17 protein-coding genes are annotated in these 17,980 nt (G+C 35.9%); all 17 read left to right on the top strand.

Annotated features, from left to right (window positions below; translation table 11 throughout):
- The first annotated feature begins 10 nt into the window (after window positions 1-10).
- The 17 genes from RMO03_RS01795 (at window position 11) to RMO03_RS01715 (ending at window position 17,913) form a co-directional block, all read left to right on the top strand.
- Window positions 11-919 carry a glycosyltransferase family 2 protein gene (locus tag RMO03_RS01795; RefSeq protein WP_309640365.1) on the top strand — a complete coding sequence of 303 codons (909 nt, stop codon included), beginning with the start codon at window positions 11-13 and terminating at the stop codon, window positions 917-919.
- A 31-nt stretch (window positions 920-950) separates the two neighbouring features.
- Window positions 951-1,613 (top strand): acylneuraminate cytidylyltransferase family protein, encoded by a 663-nt coding sequence (locus tag RMO03_RS01790; protein WP_309640364.1) that lies wholly within the window; start codon window positions 951-953, stop codon window positions 1,611-1,613.
- A gap of 8 nt (window positions 1,614-1,621) precedes the next feature.
- Window positions 1,622-2,662, top strand: coding sequence for an N-acetylneuraminate synthase family protein (locus tag RMO03_RS01785; RefSeq protein WP_309640363.1), 1,041 nt, complete (start codon window positions 1,622-1,624; stop codon window positions 2,660-2,662).
- Window positions 2,663-2,669: 7 nt separating this feature from the next.
- The gene (gene neuC / locus RMO03_RS01780) at window positions 2,670-3,791 is read left to right on the top strand and encodes a UDP-N-acetylglucosamine 2-epimerase (RefSeq protein WP_309640362.1); all 1,122 of its coding nucleotides are present in this window, start codon (window positions 2,670-2,672) and stop codon (window positions 3,789-3,791) included.
- Between the two features lie 41 nt (window positions 3,792-3,832).
- The gene (locus tag RMO03_RS01775; RefSeq protein ID WP_309640361.1) at window positions 3,833-5,227 is read left to right on the top strand and encodes a UDP-glycosyltransferase; all 1,395 of its coding nucleotides are present in this window, start codon (window positions 3,833-3,835) and stop codon (window positions 5,225-5,227) included.
- A 31-nt stretch (window positions 5,228-5,258) separates the two neighbouring features.
- Window positions 5,259-6,065 (top strand): hypothetical protein, encoded by an 807-nt coding sequence (locus RMO03_RS01770; RefSeq protein WP_309640360.1) that lies wholly within the window; start codon window positions 5,259-5,261, stop codon window positions 6,063-6,065.
- A gap of 18 nt (window positions 6,066-6,083) precedes the next feature.
- Entirely contained in the window at window positions 6,084-6,659 is a 576-nt protein-coding gene (locus tag RMO03_RS01765) for a serine acetyltransferase (protein WP_309640359.1), read from the top strand.
- 44 nt (window positions 6,660-6,703) lie between these two features.
- The gene (locus RMO03_RS01760; protein ID WP_309640358.1) at window positions 6,704-7,681 is read left to right on the top strand and encodes a class I SAM-dependent methyltransferase; all 978 of its coding nucleotides are present in this window, start codon (window positions 6,704-6,706) and stop codon (window positions 7,679-7,681) included.
- Window positions 7,682-7,684: 3 nt separating this feature from the next.
- The gene (locus tag RMO03_RS01755; RefSeq protein ID WP_309640357.1) at window positions 7,685-8,839 is read left to right on the top strand and encodes a glycosyltransferase family 4 protein; all 1,155 of its coding nucleotides are present in this window, start codon (window positions 7,685-7,687) and stop codon (window positions 8,837-8,839) included.
- The gene (locus RMO03_RS01750; RefSeq protein WP_309640356.1) at window positions 8,836-10,374 is read left to right on the top strand and encodes a glycosyltransferase; all 1,539 of its coding nucleotides are present in this window, start codon (window positions 8,836-8,838) and stop codon (window positions 10,372-10,374) included. Before RMO03_RS01755 ends, RMO03_RS01750 begins: the two co-directional genes overlap by 4 nt.
- Window positions 10,375-10,377: 3 nt before the next feature.
- A complete protein-coding gene (locus RMO03_RS01745; protein ID WP_309640355.1) occupies window positions 10,378-11,376 on the top strand; it encodes a glycosyltransferase family 2 protein in 999 nt (332 codons plus the stop codon).
- A gap of 196 nt (window positions 11,377-11,572) precedes the next feature.
- Complete coding sequence (locus RMO03_RS01740) at window positions 11,573-11,932, top strand: serine acetyltransferase (RefSeq protein WP_309640354.1); 360 nt, start codon at window positions 11,573-11,575, stop codon at window positions 11,930-11,932.
- A complete protein-coding gene (locus RMO03_RS01735; protein ID WP_309640353.1) occupies window positions 11,932-13,050 on the top strand; it encodes a glycosyltransferase in 1,119 nt (372 codons plus the stop codon). Before RMO03_RS01740 ends, RMO03_RS01735 begins: the two co-directional genes overlap by 1 nt.
- Window positions 13,047-14,129: a glycosyltransferase family 4 protein gene (locus tag RMO03_RS01730; protein ID WP_309640352.1), complete on the top strand. Its 1,083-nt coding sequence runs from the start codon at window positions 13,047-13,049 to the stop codon at window positions 14,127-14,129. The genes RMO03_RS01735 and RMO03_RS01730 overlap by 4 nt, the downstream gene beginning before the upstream one ends.
- Entirely contained in the window at window positions 14,123-15,448 is a 1,326-nt protein-coding gene (locus RMO03_RS01725; protein ID WP_309640351.1) for an O-antigen ligase family protein, read from the top strand. Before RMO03_RS01730 ends, RMO03_RS01725 begins: the two co-directional genes overlap by 7 nt.
- Window positions 15,438-16,451 (top strand): glycosyltransferase family 4 protein, encoded by a 1,014-nt coding sequence (locus RMO03_RS01720; RefSeq protein ID WP_309640350.1) that lies wholly within the window; start codon window positions 15,438-15,440, stop codon window positions 16,449-16,451. Before RMO03_RS01725 ends, RMO03_RS01720 begins: the two co-directional genes overlap by 11 nt.
- A 61-nt stretch (window positions 16,452-16,512) precedes the next feature.
- The gene (locus tag RMO03_RS01715) at window positions 16,513-17,913 is read left to right on the top strand and encodes an exopolysaccharide biosynthesis polyprenyl glycosylphosphotransferase (RefSeq protein ID WP_309640349.1); all 1,401 of its coding nucleotides are present in this window, start codon (window positions 16,513-16,515) and stop codon (window positions 17,911-17,913) included.
- The last annotated feature ends 67 nt before the right edge of the window (window positions 17,914-17,980 follow it).

Here is a 17,980-nt window from a genome sequence, read left to right as displayed (position 1 = left end):
TTTTTTCCATTTGAATCTTTCTAAATTTACGATACTCATCACGACCAAAAATCGGTTGAATGATTTGATTTTTACGATACAAAAAATCAATTTTTTATTGCAAAACGAAGCAGTGAGCTGTATTATTTGTGATGATGGTTCCACAGACGGAACTTTCGAATATATCAAAGAGCATCATCCTAATATTCATCTGATTCGAAACGAAAAAAGCAAAGGATTGATCTACAGCCGCAATAAATTGTTGCAGCTAACGCAATCAGAATTTGCAATTTCGATAGATGATGATTTGCATTTTATAACCTCAAATCCATTAGAATTAATCGCCGATTATTTTGATCAAAATCCCAAATGCGGCTTGATTGGATTTCGGATTTTTTGGAGTACTTCCGAGCCTACATCAACGATAACAAACGAGCAACCACATCGAATGCAAAGTTTTGCAGGCGGTGCGAATGTCTGGAGAATGAGCGCATGGCATCAAATTCCGGATTACCCAGCCTGGTTTGTTTTTCATGGAGAAGAAGATTTTGCGGCTTATGAATTGTTTAAAAAGCAAATAGAAGTTCATTATCTGCCTTCGGTTTTAGTGAACCATCGTGTTGATTTAAAAGCGAGAAAGAAAAATGCCGATTACACTTTGCGATTGCGCCGCTCGTTGCGTTCGGGTTGGAATTTGTTTTTTCTGTTTTTTCCGCTTCAAAAAATCCCGCGCTTATTGGTTTATACGATATGGATGCAATTGAAAATCAAAGTATTCAAAGGCGATTTCAAAGCATTACTGGCCATTATTTATGCGCTGTTTGATTGCATCGTTTTTATCCCAAAAATCATCAAATACAAGAATCGATTGACGACTAAAGAGTATGATGAATTTCAAAAATTAGATACTACTAAATTGTATTGGAAGCCTGAAAATTAGTTATTTTTACGACCCGATTTTAACCCAATTCATGAGAAACATTGCCATCATTCCTGCCCGTCGAGGATCAAAAAGATTGCCGAATAAAAACACGATGTCATTGGGTGGTTTGCCTTTGATTGCTCACAGTATTCTTGAAGCAAAAAAGCATCCTGCAATTTTAGATGACATTTATGTTTCTACCGATGATGCCCAAATCAAAGCAGTGGCGTTGTCTTTTGGGGTCAAAGTAATTGATCGCCCTGCTCATTTGTCCGGCGATGCTGAACCAACAGTCACCGCATTGAAGCATGTATTAGAATCGATTGATTTTGAAGTGGATTCGGTTTTTTTATTGCAACCTACCAATCCGTTGCGACCGGAAAATTTGTTGGCTGATGCCTTTGATTTATTTCAAGAAAACCAATCGGAAAGCTTGATGACTGTAACGCGAAACCATCAAAAATTTGGGAAGTTAATCGATAATCAATTCGTTCCATTCAATTACGAAATCGGGCAGCGAAGTCAAGATTTAGAGCCGCTTTATTTCGAAAACGGATTGCTCTACATCATCAAAGCGTCATTAATAATGCAAGAAAAAATCATAGGCAATAAAAATTTTCCTATGATTGTAAACCATCCTTTTGCTCATGTTGATATCGATACTCAAGAAGATTTCGACTATGCAGCGTATTTATTAAATCACAAATTATAATTTCATTCATGAATCCATACATAGAAATTGCCGGACGAAAAATAGGCATTGATTACGCGCCTTTGGTGATTGCCGAAATCGGAATCAACCACGAAGGTTCTTTGCAAACTGCTTTCGAAATGGTTGATGCCGCCAAAAGAGCCGGCGTTGAAGTTGTCAAACACCAAACCCATATCGTCGAAGATGAAATGAGTGCCGTCGCTAAAAAAGTCATCCCGGGCAACGCCACAGTTTCGATTTATGAAATTATGGAACGTTGCGCGTTGAACGAAGAAGAAGAATTGCAATTGAAAAATTACGTCGAAAGCAAAGGAATGATTTTTATTTCAACGCCATTTTCAAGAGCCGCTGCGAATAGGCTGGAACGCATGCAAGTGCAAGGCTATAAAATCGGTTCAGGCGAATGCAATAATTATCCTTTGTTAGAACATATTGCCAGTTTTGGCAAGCCTGTAATTTTGAGTACCGGAATGAATACTATCGAAAGTGTGCGCAAAGCCGTTGCAATATTCGACAAGCATCAAGTTCCTGTGGCACTTTTGCATACGACCAATTTGTATCCAACGCCAATTCATTTGGTGCGTTTCGGTGCGATGACGCAATTGCATGAAGCTTTTCCCGATAAGGTTTTCGGTTTAAGCGACCATACACTCAATAACAATGCGTGTTTAGGAGCAGTTGCTTTAGGCGCTAGTATTTTAGAACGTCATTTCACCGATCACATGAATCGAACCGGACCGGACATAGTGTGCAGCATGGACGAACAAACGACCAAAGCATTGATTGTTGACAGTAACGAAATGTGGCAAATGCGCGGCGGCAGTAAAGAACCTGCGAAAGAAGAACAAGTCACCATCGATTTTGCTTTTGCTACGGTATGTACGATCAATCCTATTGCGGAAGGCGAATTGTTTACAACAGATAATATTTGGGTGAAACGACCGGGCACCGGAAAAATTTTAGCCGAACATTTTGACAGCATTCTCGGAAAAAAAGCTACGCGCAACATCGATAATGACGAGCAATTAATTTGGAGCGACATTCTATAATTTCTACATGAAAAAAATCTTATTTTTAACGGGTACGCGTGCCGATTTCGGTAAAATAAAATCATTGATTCAAATTCTTGAAGGCCATTCGGGTTTTGAAGTTTTTGTTTTTGTGACCGGAATGCATCTTCAAGAAGAATACGGCTATACCTTGTTGGAAATTGAACGTTGCGGCTTTAAAAACTTACATACGTTTAAAAACCATACCCACGAAACCACTATGGATTTGACTTTAGCCAAGACCATTGAAGGGCTTTCCGCTTACGTTAATCAAATCAATCCTGATATGATTATTGTGCATGGCGATCGCGTTGAAACTTTAGCTGGAGCGATAGTGGGTTCATTGAATAATATTTTAGTAGCCCATATTGAAGGCGGAGAAATTTCAGGAACGGTTGATGAATTAATTCGACACAGCGTCAGTAAATTAAGTCACATCCATTTTGTTTCGAATGCTGAAGCCCAAAAAAGGTTGCAGCAAATGGGGGAAATTAAATCATCAATTTTCACCATTGGATCACCCGATATTGATATCATGTTCTCGGATAGTTTGCCCAATCTTGAAACTTCAAAAACGTATTATGAAATTGACTTCGAGCATTATGCCATCGCCATGTTTCATCCCGTAACGACAGAAGCTAAGGAAATGGAAATGTATGCGATTGATTTTGTCAATGCGCTACTCAAGGATAATCATAACTATGTTATCATTTTCCCCAATAATGATCGCGGAAGTCAATACATCATCAATGCTTATCAAAGTGTAAAAGACCATCCCAGATTTAGAGTTTTCCCTTCTTTGCGTTTCGAATACTTCCTGACTTTGCTAAAGAATAGTCAGTTTATTATTGGAAACAGCAGCGCCGGAATTCGCGAAGCTCCATATTATGGCATTCCTATTATTAATATTGGTACACGCCAACAAAATAGGGCAGTTCATGCGGAAATCATCAATACAGATTATCAGGAAAACAGTATTTTAGAAGCGTTACAATCAATAGATTCTCATGAAGTAACACCGTCAGATGCTGATTTTGGACATGGAAATAGCGCCGAGTTGTTTCTCGAGACATTGTCGAATGAAGCGATTTGGAAATTGAACCATCAAAAACAATTTAGAGATAGCTAAACCAGTTTTTTAAGTACAGAACCTAGGTTCGAAAAATGATAATGAAACACAAAAAAATTTTTATTTTATTACCTGATGGCGTTGGTTTAAGAAACTTTGCTTATACCAATTTTTATAATGAAGCCAAGCATCATGGACTTGATATTGTTTTTTGGAACAATAGCGCTTTTGATTTAAAAGGTTTGGGTTTCAATGAAATTAAAATAGAAAATGCCAAAGCACATTACTTGACGGATGTTTATAAAAAGGCTAGAGTTCAAATTGAATTGAATCTTAATATCGAACGATTTCACGATACCGTTTACGATAGTTACCGATTTAAAATGGCTACAGATTCTATTGTCAATAGGATGAAAACTTTATGTATTCGTGGACTTACCTTGCTTTATTCAACGCCGATTGGAATTGAAAAAATCAGAAAAGCGATTGTTAAACTCGAACGAAAGACGGCGTTTTATAACGATTGTTTGAACGTATTGAAAACGGAAAAACCGGATTTTGTTTTTTGCACCAATCAAAGAACCACTGTGGCTTTAGCGCCTATTTTGGCCACTCAGGAACTCAATATTCCAACAGGAACTTTTATCTTTTCTTGGGATAATCTGCCCAAAGCGACTTTGGTTTTAGAACCTGATTATTATTTTGTATGGAGCGATTTTATGAAATCGGAGCTCACGAATTATTATCCATTCATCAAAGAAAATCAAATTAAAGTCACCGGCACACCGCAATTCGAAATGCACAATGGTGCGGAATACATCGATTCAAAAGAGGCATTTTTCAAAGAGAATAACTTAGATGCGTCTAAAAAATACATTTGTTATTCCGGTGATGATATTACCACTTCACCCAATGACCCGATTTATTTAGAAGATACAGCAAAAGCGGTAAGAGATTTAAACACGAAAGGCTATCAATTGGGTATTATTTTCAGAAGATGCCCTGTAGATTTCTCGGATCGTTTTGATGCTGTTTTAGAAAAATATGCCGATATCATTGTAGCGGTAAACCCGAAATGGAAAAAAACAGGAAGCGTTTGGAATACCATTTTGCCGACAAAAGAAGATATGCATTTGCAAATAAATACGATTGCACATACGGAAATGGTGATCAACCTTGGCTCGACGATGGTGTTTGATTACGTTACACATCAAAAGCCTTGTGCCTTTATTAATTATGATGTTTTGAATGCTGTTCCATCGAATTGGTCGGTTGAGAAAATTTATAATTATGTTCATTTTCGATCGATGCCGTCGAAAGATGCGGTGCTTTGGATTAACAATCCAGAAATGATAGCTTCTATCATTGTTGCAGGACTTGAGCATCCGAATGATGTGGTGCGCCATGCACAAGAATGGTTTGAAAAAATCAATCAAAATCCTGCTAAAGAAGCATCTCTGCGCATTATAAACGCGATTAAAAATATTGTGGATTAAGACGAATTTATGGTAACGATTAATAGTAAAGATGAATAAAAATATCGCGATACTTTCAACAGTTGTCAATTTTGATTTGTATCAAAAATCGGCACCTTTATTTCCAAAAGGAATCCAAAAATATGTGATTGATGGTAGGAACGGAATGCACGCCATGGATAGTATTTCCTATATGTTTTCTAAACTTAAAGATCAAAAAATCGATTGGTTGATTATGGCTGATGAAGACGTATTGTTTCTGAATCCTGATTTTGTTTTTTCGTGTATCGAACAAATGGAAAAAGGAAATTATACGGTTTGTGGTGTTCGTGATGGTGGCGTAATTCCGCATCGAATACAAAATCCGTATGCGATTAACACCTTTTTTTCAATCCTCAATTTTAAAGAAATCGCCTTGTTGTGGAATCAGCGAGAAGTGCTAAAGAATCAGTATATTTCAAAAGGCGAGTTCCATGATGATTTAAGTTTACTTACTGGAGATTATAGCACAGAAAGTCTTTTTGAACCGTATTATTGTTTTTATTTTTGGCTCAGAAGGCAAGGGAAAAAATTCCTTTTTTTAGAAGCAACCGTTCCATTTGAAGACGATTCCATTACCAATCTGGTTTTGGATAATTCCGGAAATGCGATGTTATACCACACTTGGTATGCGAGATCTTATGGTGCTAATGAAAAACATACCAAACGAATTGATGCCGTTATTGGTAAGGTTCAGAAAGAAGCATATGAAATGACGCCTCCGATCATTTTTAAAGATGCTAACTATGCGTTTAAAAAAAGTTGTTCTAAGCAATATCATCGAGTGCTTAATAAATTGAAATCTATTCTGAAAAAATAATTAATATTAAAAATTCTAATGACAAAATCAGAATTTAGAGAAACGATACAACAAGATCTTCTGCGGTATGACATCAAAGAGCGGTTTACACTTAGGTTGTTTATAAAATGTTTTGGGCCCAATTATGCACCGGGTTTAAAGTTTACCATCATTTACAGATACTGTCAATTATCCAAAAGCAAGAGCCGTTGGTTGTTTTATTTTTTCATGCTTTGGTTGCGCCACTTGACCAACAAATACGGCATTGATATTTCTTACAGAACTAAAATCGGTAAAGGTTTGTATATAGGCCATTTTGGAGGAATCGTAATTCACGGTGATACCGAAATAGGAGAAAATTGTAATATCTCACAAGGCGTTACGATTGGTGTATTGGTTCGTGGCAAAAATTCGGGAATTCCTAAAATTGGGAACCGTGTTTTTATAGCACCGGGCGCGTCTATTTTGGGCGGCATTACGATAGGCGATGATGTACTAATCGGCACCAATGCGATTGTTACGTTCGATGTTCCTGATCATGCTGTAGTGGCTTCGCCTTTGGCAACCATTGTCTCTGATAAAGGCTCGAAAGAGTATATTGTCAATATCGAATAAATGTTAAATTATATACATTCTTAAACCTAAATTCTTTTTCCAAAATGAGTTATTCTAGTTTAATACCACTGTTGAAAAAGACAGGAAGTCCACTCACTGTTGAAGCTTTTCAAGCCAGAATAAACATCGTTTTTCACGATCATGAAGCGCTTCATTACGACGCAATGCATCAAGATATGTGGGACAGTTTGCAAGAACAAATTAATCTTTTGGTTGATGATTGGTATGAATATCAAGAGCCGCAACAGCACCTTTCGCTATTGGATATAGGCTGTGGCACGGGACTGAGTACTCAAAAATTATTGCATTCTAAAGTTGGCCAAAATATTGACGAAATCACTTTGTTGGATACGTCATCGGTGATGCTGCAACAAGCCGAAGCTAAAGCTAAAATGTGGAATAAAAAATACACGATTGTCAATTCCGATATTGCGACTTTAAAAAACCAATACGATGTGATTATGGTATGTTCGGTATTGCATCACATTCCGGAATTGGCTGATTTTTTAAAACAAATTGATGGATTATTAAAGCCGGGTGGCATTTTTATTCATTTGCAAGATCCAAACGGTGATTATCTTAATGATGTAGTTTATCAACAAAGATTGCAGCAGTATGAGCAATTGGTTTCGACGTCTTCACCTAAAAAAATAACTGATTTTTTTCCAAAAAGTGCAAAGCATTGGATCAATAGAAATCTTGGGAGAAAAAATTATATCGATCGTATTAATGATCAATTATTGGCTGAAAAAGTAATTCGCAGCAGAATGACTGCAGACGAAATTTGGAGCGTAACGGATATTCATGTTGAAAATAAATTCAATACCATCAACAAAGGGATTTCCGCTGTTTTTCTAAAAGAGCAGTTGCGTAATTTTCAATTAATAAAACAACGTTCGTATGCTTTCTATAGTGTTTTAAAAAGCGATTTGCCAGCAGAATTAAAAAGCAATGAAGATTCGTTTTGCGCGAGTAATGAATACAACGGAAGAAACGTTTCCTGTATTTGGATAAAAAAATAAACCATGCATATTGCTTTTCTTACGCCGGAATACCCGCATCCAAAAGTGAAAACAACCGCTGGAATAGGAACTACTATACTCAATTTGGCCACGGAATTAATAAAGCATCAACATCAAGTTTCTGTTTTTGTTTACGGACAAGCAACGGATGAAATTTTCTATGAAAATGATATTAAAATACATTTAATTGCTTCCAAAAAGTTTGACATTGCCACATGGTTTTATTATAGAAAATACCTCGAAAAATACATCAATCAGTATGTAGATTCGGATAAAATCGACCTCATTGAAGCTCCGGATTGGACAGGTATCACGGCTTTTATGAACCTGAAAGTTCCTTTGATTATTCGCTTTCATGGATCGGATGCTTATTTCTGTCACCTTGAAAATCGCAGACAAAAAATTAAAAATTTCTTGCTTGAAAAATGGGGCATTCAAAAAGCAACAGCTTATATATCTCCGTCTGATTTTGCTTCAAAAATCACGCAGTATATTTTTAGAATTAAACATAAACCCATCATTAAAATCCCTAGTGGATTGTCATTGGAAAAATTTCATAACCCAACGCCAAATGACTACCAAAAAGGATTGATACTCTACATGGGCACCATCATTCGTAAAAAAGGCGTATTAGAATTGGCGCCTATTTTTGAAAAAGTAGTCCGAGAATATCCTGAAGCTCAGCTTATTATTGTTGGAAGTGATTCGTATGATATCAAAACCAAATTAGCATCCACTTGGTTGTTGCTTCAAAATGCTTTGAATGGAGCTACTATAGCCAAAGTAAAATATTTAGGAAAAGTGCCTTATCATGATATTCAACAATATATTCGCAGCGCTAATGTCTGTGTTTTCCCTACTTTTGCCGAAACGCAAGGCATGGTAACCATTGAAGCCATGGCCATGCAAAAAGCTGTCGTAAACAGTAACATTGGTTGGGCAAATGAAATTATAGAAGATGGAAAAAGTGGCTTTTTGGTGCATCCAAAAGAACATGATTTGTTTGCCAATCGCATACTGCAAGTCATTCGAAATGAGTCATTAAACGCAACCATGGGTAAAGCTGCACGAGAAAAAGTAGCTGCTGATTTCGACATCAACCAACTAGTCATCAAAAACATAGATTTTTACCTTTCAGTCATACAAGAAAAAAAATGATATTTAAAGAATATACCACTGCTAATGGAGCATTACTGCTCTATACCGGTGCTCCCAATTTGAATGTATTAGAGCAATTAGCCAGCGGTTATGGTGATATTTGGCATAGCTCTTTCGAACAAGGCTACAAAAACGCATTTCAAGATTTAGCGATTCAATCGTCGGTTTTGTTTTGGTATATCAATGATTTTGAAGGCTTAAACGAATGTGTCAGTTGGAGAATTAACTCCAATCATTTCGCCATTCGGAAATCGGTTTGGGAAACTTTGGGCGGATTTGATGCGGATTACGAAAATATACAAATGCAAGCTCTAGATTTTGGTTATAATGCGCTCCGAAACCAAGGTGTAGTGCCGCTTTATGTAAGTCAACTTTTTACTGAAACGCTCACAGAAAGCATACAAATTTCTGCTAGAGATCGCTATGTTTTTTTTATCAAAAATTTTAAAATCGACCACGCACTTTTCATGTTGTATCGCAAAGGATTATGGAAATACAGCGAATGGAAAGCTTTTTTGAATGCTAAAAACAACTTTAGCCAAGTGCGGAATAGACCACTTTTACCACCTAGAAAACTAAAAAGTATTTCAGGAAATCCTACTGTAAGTTATATCATTCCAACGATGTTGCGGCAAGATTTTACGCTGCGGTTGTTAGAAGATTTGTCTGGGCAAAGTTACCTTCCTACACAAGTTGTCATTGTTGATGCCACTCCAGAAAATGTTAGAGATGAAGCCTTATACAAAGCCAAGAATTACCCATTCGAACTGACAGTAAATTGGCAAACTACCAAAGGAAGTTGCCGGGCTAGAAATGAAGCAATAGCGCTTTGTACAAGTGAATATATCGTTTTTGGAGATGATGATATTCGGATTCCACCAAATTTTATTGAAAGTCACATCCAACTTCTTCAAACCTATAATGCCGCTGCGTGCAACGGATTGGATATTATGGCAGACCATCCCGAACAAGATTTAAACGATTTAAAATCTAAACTCGATGCCATAGAAAAAAGCAGATGGTTTGTTGGCAGCACTCAAATGTTTAGCAATGCCAATTCTTGTGTCAAAAGAGCGTATGTGAATCAAGTGGGTGGAAACGACATCAACTATGACGGCGGATATGGAGAAGATGGCGATTTTGGAATTGCATTATTGAAATTAGGAATTCCGGTTTTGCACAATCCTTTCGCTACCAATTTGCATTTGAAACCCATGAGTGGCGGTTATCGTTTTTGGGGTTCTCAAGCCAAAATATTGGGCAAGAAAAGAAAACAACAACCTTGGGAATTAGACACGCCTGTAAAATGGATTCGACCTGTTCCGAGTCCAACTTTAATGTATCAATTCTGCAAACACTTTACACCAAAGCAAGTTAAAGAATTCAAACATAAATATTTCTTTTTGTTTTTAGTGAATGGTTCAAAATGGACATTCATCTATAGAGTATTACGAATTCCCTACAAAAGATTGCAATTTAAGAAATCGCAATTTTATGCTAAAAAACTCTTGCAATTAGGAGTTAGAACCCGATAAACTATGAAGTTTTCTTTAATCATTTGCACTTATATGCGCCCAAAACCGCTATTGGATTTATTAAAATCGGTAGCTATTCAAACCCAATATCCCAATGAGATTTTAATTATTGATGGTTCTAGGAATGATGAAACGCAACTGATTTTAAAGGAGAATCCATTTCTAAATTTAAAATATTTTAAAGTCGATGAAAGCAATCGAGGTTTAACCAAACAAAGAAATTACGGCATACAAAAAACGAGCGAAGCCATCGATATCATTTGTTTTCTGGATGATGATACGATTTTAGATACTTGTTATTTTGAAAATATTTTAAAAACTTATGAATTGTTTCCAGCCGCGTTAGGCGTTGGAGGCTATATTGCCAACGAAGATGAATGGCACTATGTTGGAGCAGATTACCAGCCCAATAGCAATGAATATTTTTATGATGGTTGGAAAAAGAAAGACGGAACAAGATTTATTCTTAGAAAAAAATTAGGATTAGACAGCAATACCAAACCCGGATTTCTACCCGAATTTTCGCACGGAAGAAGTATTGGTTTTTTACCGCCATCCGATAAAATTTATGAGGTAGAACAGCTTATGGGCGGTGTATCATCGTTTAAAAAATCGATTTTTACAACTTTTCAGTTTTCCACTTATTTTGAAGGTTACGGGTTGTATGAAGATGCCGATTTTACATTGCGTGTATCAAAAACAGGAAAGCTATACGTTAATACGGCTGCAAAATTAGGGCATTTTCATGACAGTTCCGGAAGGCCAAATCAATACTTATATGGGAAAATGGTGGTTCGTAACGGTTGGTATGTATGGCGTGTGAAGCATCCTAAGCCCAGTTTTAAAGCACAATTTAAATGGCATGCCATCACATTAGTTTTGACATTGATACGATTTAGCAATACATTTACCACGACCAAAAAAAAAGATGCTTTTTTCGAATTTTTAGGAAGACTGGTTGGTTGGTTTTCCTTACTTTTGAAAAAACCCCAACTGCAGTAAGATGACCACTTTTCAGTATATTCAATCCGATTATAAAAAGTACAGAAAGTACGGAGCGAGCTTCCTCGTTATTTTGCTTTTTACACAAGGGTTTTGGGCAACACTTCAGTACCGTATTGCCCATTATGTTTTTTGTAATATTACATGGCAACCCTTTCGTTTCCTATTTAAAACGACTCTTTTTCTTTGGCAAAAAGTGATAGAGATAACTACAGGAATTTCAATTCCAGCTTCTGTTCAAATTGGTCATTCCTTTTATATAGGTCATTTTGGAGGTATTATTTTTAATAAAGATGTTATCATTGGAAACGATTGCAATGTTGCTCAAAATGTTACCATTGGCGTTTCCGGTTTAGGCGAAGACAGAGGTGTGCCTATTATTGGAGACAATGTTTATATCGCTGCAAACAGTGTAGTTGCAGGGAAAATAATAATTGAAGATAATGTTCTTATCGGCGCATGTTCACTAGTAATAACAAATGTGAAAGCCAACGCTGTCGTTTTAGGAGTGCCCGCTGTAGTAATTTCACAAAATGGCTCTAAAGGTTATATTTAATGAAACTAGTTGTAATTTCATTCGCTCCTTTTATTAAAAAAAACGGTCATTTTTTAGCCTACAGCCCTTATATCAAAGAAATGGAAATTTGGGCCAGACATGCTACCGAAATAGCTTTTGTATGTCCAATTTTGAAAAATGATGAAGAACTCTTGATTGCACCAATACAATTTCCGATCGCTAAATTGTTTGTAGTTAAAGAGTTTAATGTGAAAACATTTTGGAATAGCATCAAAGCTTTGCAATACTCTTTTTGGAATTTTTATCAATTGTTTCGGGCCATGATTTGGGCCGATCATATTCATTTGAGATGCCCAGGAAATCTAGGATTGATGGGCTGTCTTGTTCAGGTTTTTTTTCCGGGTAAAGTCAAAACTGCTAAATATGCAGGTAATTGGGATCCGAAATCAAAGCAACCGATTGCCTATAGAATTCAAAAATGGTTGCTGCAAAATACTTTCTTGACTAAAAATATGCAAGTTCTTGTGTATGGAGAATGGGAAGACAGCTCGAAGAACGTCAAATCTTTTTTCACCGCTTCGTACTCCAATAAAGATAAAATTGAAATACTACCAAGAGATCTGAATGCCCCACTTGACTTTGTTTTTGTGGGCACATTGTCGGTCGGAAAAAGACCTTTGTATGCTATTAAAATTCTTCAGGAACTTCAAAACAAGGGCATTCCATGTCAATTGAGTTTTTATGGCACAGGCACTGAAAAAGCAAGTTTAGAGGATTATATTCAAAGCCATCAATTGGAAAAATCGGTTTTTCTGAAAGGAAATTATTCCCACGAGGCGATGAAAAAAGTTTACCAAGAGGCACATTTCAATATTTTACCTTCCAGAAGTGAAGGCTGGCCAAAAGTGATTGCTGAAGGAATGTTTTGGGGATGCTTACCAATAGCAACGCAAATTTCCTGTGTTCCTACTATGTTGGATTTCGGAAACAGAGGTTTGCTTTTAACTATGAATATCAAAGAAGATGCGGAAATGATTTATGATTTGATTCAAAATCAATCGACCTACAAAGAGAAAGCTCAAAAAAGCATGCTTTGGTCGCGAAAATATACTTTGGATTTGTTCGAAAGTGAAATTAAAAACCTTTTACAAGCATGAGAATTATTCAACTGATTGATTCTCTAGAAGTTGGCGGTGCCGAACGAATTGCCGTGAATTATGCCAATGCTCTGGCAAATCGAATTGAATTCTCAGGTATTGTAGCATCAAGAAAACAGGGAGCTTTAAGAAATCGCATTCACGAGGAAGTGTTTTTTGAGTGTTTGAATAAGAAATTTACTTTCGATATCAAAGCCATTTTCAACTTGCGCTCTTTATGTAAAACACATCACATCGATTGGATTCACGCACACGGGACATCTTATTTTACAGCGTTTTTATTGAAGTTGATCTACCCAAAAATTAAAATTATTTGGCATGAGCATGCGGGTGCTCGAAGCGAAAAAAAAACGATTCACAATAGAGTTTTATGGGCATTGTCTCATTTTTTTTGTGGAATAATTGTAGTTAATCACGCACTCGAAAGTTGGTGTAAAACAGCATTGTCATTCAATCAAGTGATCTATTTGCCTAATTTTACGGTTAGAAATGATAACGAAAACAAGATCACTTTTTTAAAAGGAATCGACTCAAAAAGGGTGGTTTGTTTGGCTAATTTAAGGCATCCAAAAAACCATAAATTATTGCTAGATGTTGCCATTAAATTAAAAAAAACCCATCCGAAATGGACTTTTCATCTCATAGGTAAAGATTTGCAAGATGACTATTCAAAAGAAATAAAAAGCATCATTAAAAATAATAATTTAGAAGAAACAGTCTATATGTATGGCATGCGAGAAGATATTGATCATATCATTGAACAAGTTTCGATAGGTGTTTTGACATCAAGTTCAGAAGGTTTGCCGGTAGCTTTATTAGAATATGGTTTGCATAAAAAAGCAGTGATTGCAACGAATGTTGGTGAAATTCCATTAATTATTGCTGATGGAATCAACGGAAGCATAGTGGCTCCAAATTCAGTTGAATCCTTCTATAAGGCTTTGGTAAAAGTGATTGATGACGAGGCTTTGGCTGCAAAATTCGGCAATGCATTACAGGCAACGATTGTTGAGAATCATTCGGAAGAATCGGTTATGAAGAAATATATTAATTGGGTTAATACAGAATTGAAATGCTAAGTGCTGAAAGAAAATATTTTATTTTAATTCTTGTACATATTATAATAGGCGCATTACTTTATAAGAATGGGTATACACCAAAAATGTATGGTTATGGTATTATTATTTTTGGAATTTTATATATCATTAACTCCAAAAACAAAAACCACGAGGTGCTCTATGCCACGGCTTATATGGTCGGAAGCGAAATTATACTGCGAATGACTAATGGAAATCCGGTGTATGAGTTTTCGAAATTTGGCGTGATGATTTTTTTTCTAGTAGGCATTTATTTTAGTGGAATTTCTAAAAATGCTATTGCTTATTGGGTGTTTTTATTACTATTAATTCCGGCTGTTTTAATAACCAGTATCGAATTAAATTATGCCGTAAGTCTAAGAAAAGAAATATCATTTAATATTTCAGGTCCAGTTTGCTTGGGGATTTGCGCGTTATATACCTACAACAGAAGAGTTACGATCGGCCAAATCAATAATATTTTACTTTGTATAGGACTACCCATTATTAGTTGTATTGTTTATCTCACTTTATTTACGCCAAATCTTAAAGATATTATCACCGGTACGGAATCGAATGCATTAGCATCCGGAGGCTTTGGTCCTAATCAGGTTTCTACTATTTTGGGACTCGGAATGTTTATTTTTGTTTCTAGATTAATGTTATTGTCAGAAACAAAATATTTATTTATTGCTAATTTATTTTTGACAATGATTATTACATACCGAGGGTTTATCACTTTCTCTAGAGGCGGTATGATTACTGGATTTACGATGATCGCGTTATTGATTTTGGTATCATACTTTTTTATAAATAAAAAGAAAAAGATGAGGATGTTGGTAATGATTGTTTTTATTGTCATTGCTTTTTTTGCCGCTTGGAGCTATTCTACAGATCAAACGAATGGTTTGATTAATAAAAGATATGCCAATCAAGATGCTGCGGGTAGGGTAAAAGAGGATCAACTCACCGGTAGAGGAGAGTTAGCCAGTGATGAATTTGAAACCTTTTTAGAGTATCCTATTTTTGGTATCGGTGTAGGAAGAAATATGGAAAAAAGATTTGAGAGAACCGGCGAAATTATTGTATCACATAATGAAGTTACAAGAATGATCGCAGAGCACGGATCGTTAGGAATTCTAGGGCTTATGATCCTCTTTATGACGCCACTGATTTTATACATTGATAATAAATACAATATTTATTTGTTGTGCTTTTTAGCTTTTTGGTTATTGACCATCAATCATGCTGCTATGCGTTTGGCAGCGCCTGCTTTTTTATATTCTTTATCACTTCTTAAAGTCATTCCGAATGAAGAGTAATTTGCTGTATATTGGTAATAAACTTTCTAAGCATGGGCTAACGGTGACTTCCATAGAAACACTTGGAGCGCTTTTAGATAAGGAAGGTTATAATTTGATATATGCTTCTTCAAAAAAATATAAAATGCCTAGATTATTAGACATGTTATATGCAACAGTGCGACACAGAAAACAAATTGATTATGTATTAATCGACACTTACAGTACTAAGAATTTTTGGTATGCCTTTTTTGTAAGTCAGCTGTGCAGGGTTTTAGGTTTAAAATATATAACAAAACTCGAAGGCGGTGATTTGCCCAATAGAATTTCAAAAAGCCCCACATTGAGTAAAATGATTTTTAAATATTCTTATAAAAATATAGCGCCATCGTCCTATTTGCTTGAAGCTTTTAAAAATAAAGGATATTCAGAAATATGTTACATTCCCAACATCATCGAATTGCAACATTATCCTTTTAAGGCGCGTGAAATTGTTACTCCAAAATTATTATGGGTGCGCTCTTTTTCCTCCATATACAATCCGAAAATGGCCATCAATGTTTTTAAAGAATTAAACAAAGAATTCCCCGATGCTGAGCTTTGTATGGTCGGACCAGATAAAGATGGTGCTTTGGAAGAAATTCGAATTTTAGCAAAAAAATACAATCTTGAAGTTAAATTTACAGGAAAATTATCCAAACACGAATGGATAACATTATCAAAAGACTACAATATTTTCATCAATACTACCCATTTTGATAATACACCCGTGAGCGTTATCGAAGCTATGGCGCTCGGAATGCCGGTTGTATCCACGAATGTAGGTGGAATTTCTTATTTATTAGAAGATCGTAAAACAGCATTGTTGGTCAATGATAATGATACCAAAGCCATGGTTTCTTGTATTAAAGAGATTACTAATGATAAAAAAATAAGTGAAAGTTTAATTCACAATGCCTTTACTTCGGTTCAAGATTTTGATTGGACAAAAGTGAAAAACAAATGGAACGAAGTGCTAAAATAATAATATTAGCATCTTTATTTTTTCACTAAATTGCACCTCTTTAATACGATACTTATTCTGGATGGTGGTCAATAGAAAAATACATTTTGAGATTTCCGAACGCAAGATTCTATTGCGAATTTTTGATGTTCTCACCGTATTATTGGCTTTGTACTTAGTAGGCATCATTTTCAATTTCAATTACTTCAACATCTCAACGACCAATTATTACTGGACTATCGTTTTAGGAATTTATTTGAATACCATCGGAACGGTTTTCGAAATGTATAGCCTTCAAGTGGCCAGCAATCAGTTTCAAGTCGTTAAAAGTATTGTACTCACCTCTTCCACCACAGTACTCATCTATTTATTAACACCGATTTATACGCCAAATCTGCCTACAAACAGGATGCAGATTATATTCTTTTATGTGGCCATTCTATTGTCGTTATTATTATGGCGCCTGTTCTATGTGAAGTTTCTAGCTTCTAGTCGTTTCGAAAAAAAAGTAATATTAATTTGCGATAAAGATCAAGCAGAAGAATTAATACTCGGCCTCCAAAACGTAGATCCACATTACAAAGTCATGGGATATGTCAATTCCGATAGCCATCAAATCAGCGATTTAAAAAAGAAAAAGGACTTTGTAAAAAACATCGATATCGACCAACTCGAACGCTTCGTTATTGAAAATTCTGTTTCTGAAGTCGTAATAGCCTCTCAAAAAACCGACGGAATCACAGTGAATCTCTACAACCAATTGATTCACTTATTAGAAAACGGATTCATCATCCGCGAATACACACAAGTATACGAAAATATCACGCAACGCATTCCCGTACAATACGTAGCACGAGATTTCTATCGTTATTTCCCTTTCAGCCGAAGCAACCAAAATCAATTGTATTTGATGATGGTTAGAATCGTAGAAATCGCTATTTCAATTATCGGATTGAGTATCGGAATTATGCTTTTGCCAATTATATTTTTAGGAAATCTCATAGGCAACAGAGGCCAATTATTCTACACACAAGATCGCATCGGTAAAAATGGAGTTCCTTTTAAAATACTCAAACTGCGAACGATGATCAAAAATGCAGAATCGAATGGTGCTGTTTTTACGACGATTAATGATTCGAGAATTACAGCGTTTGGTAAGTTTTTGAGAAAAGCCAGAATCGATGAATTTCCGCAGTTTTTAAATATCCTTAAAGGCGATATGGCAGTCATCGGGCCAAGACCCGAACGCCCGGTTTTTGTCAATGAAATTGCCGAAGTGATGCCTTTCTACGAAACACGTCATGTCGTAAAACCAGGATTGACGGGTTGGGCGCAAGTCAATTATTCGTACGGAGAAACTATTGATGACAGTCTGATTAAATTGCAATACGATTTATATTACATCAAACATCGAAGCATATTTTTAGATATCAATATTGTACTCAAAACCTTTAGTACGGTTTTATTCTACCGAGGACAATAATTTGGATTGTACGACAGTAAGATTTTAAGATTGTAGGATTGCGTAGTTTTCAAACGGAAGTTTCTCA

It is taken from the genome of Flavobacterium sp. (assembly GCF_031411595.1).
Lineage (GTDB): Bacteria > Bacteroidota > Bacteroidia > Flavobacteriales > Flavobacteriaceae > Flavobacterium.
The sequence above is the reverse complement of the archived record's forward strand: the minus strand, read 5'-3'. Positions and strand labels throughout refer to the sequence as shown.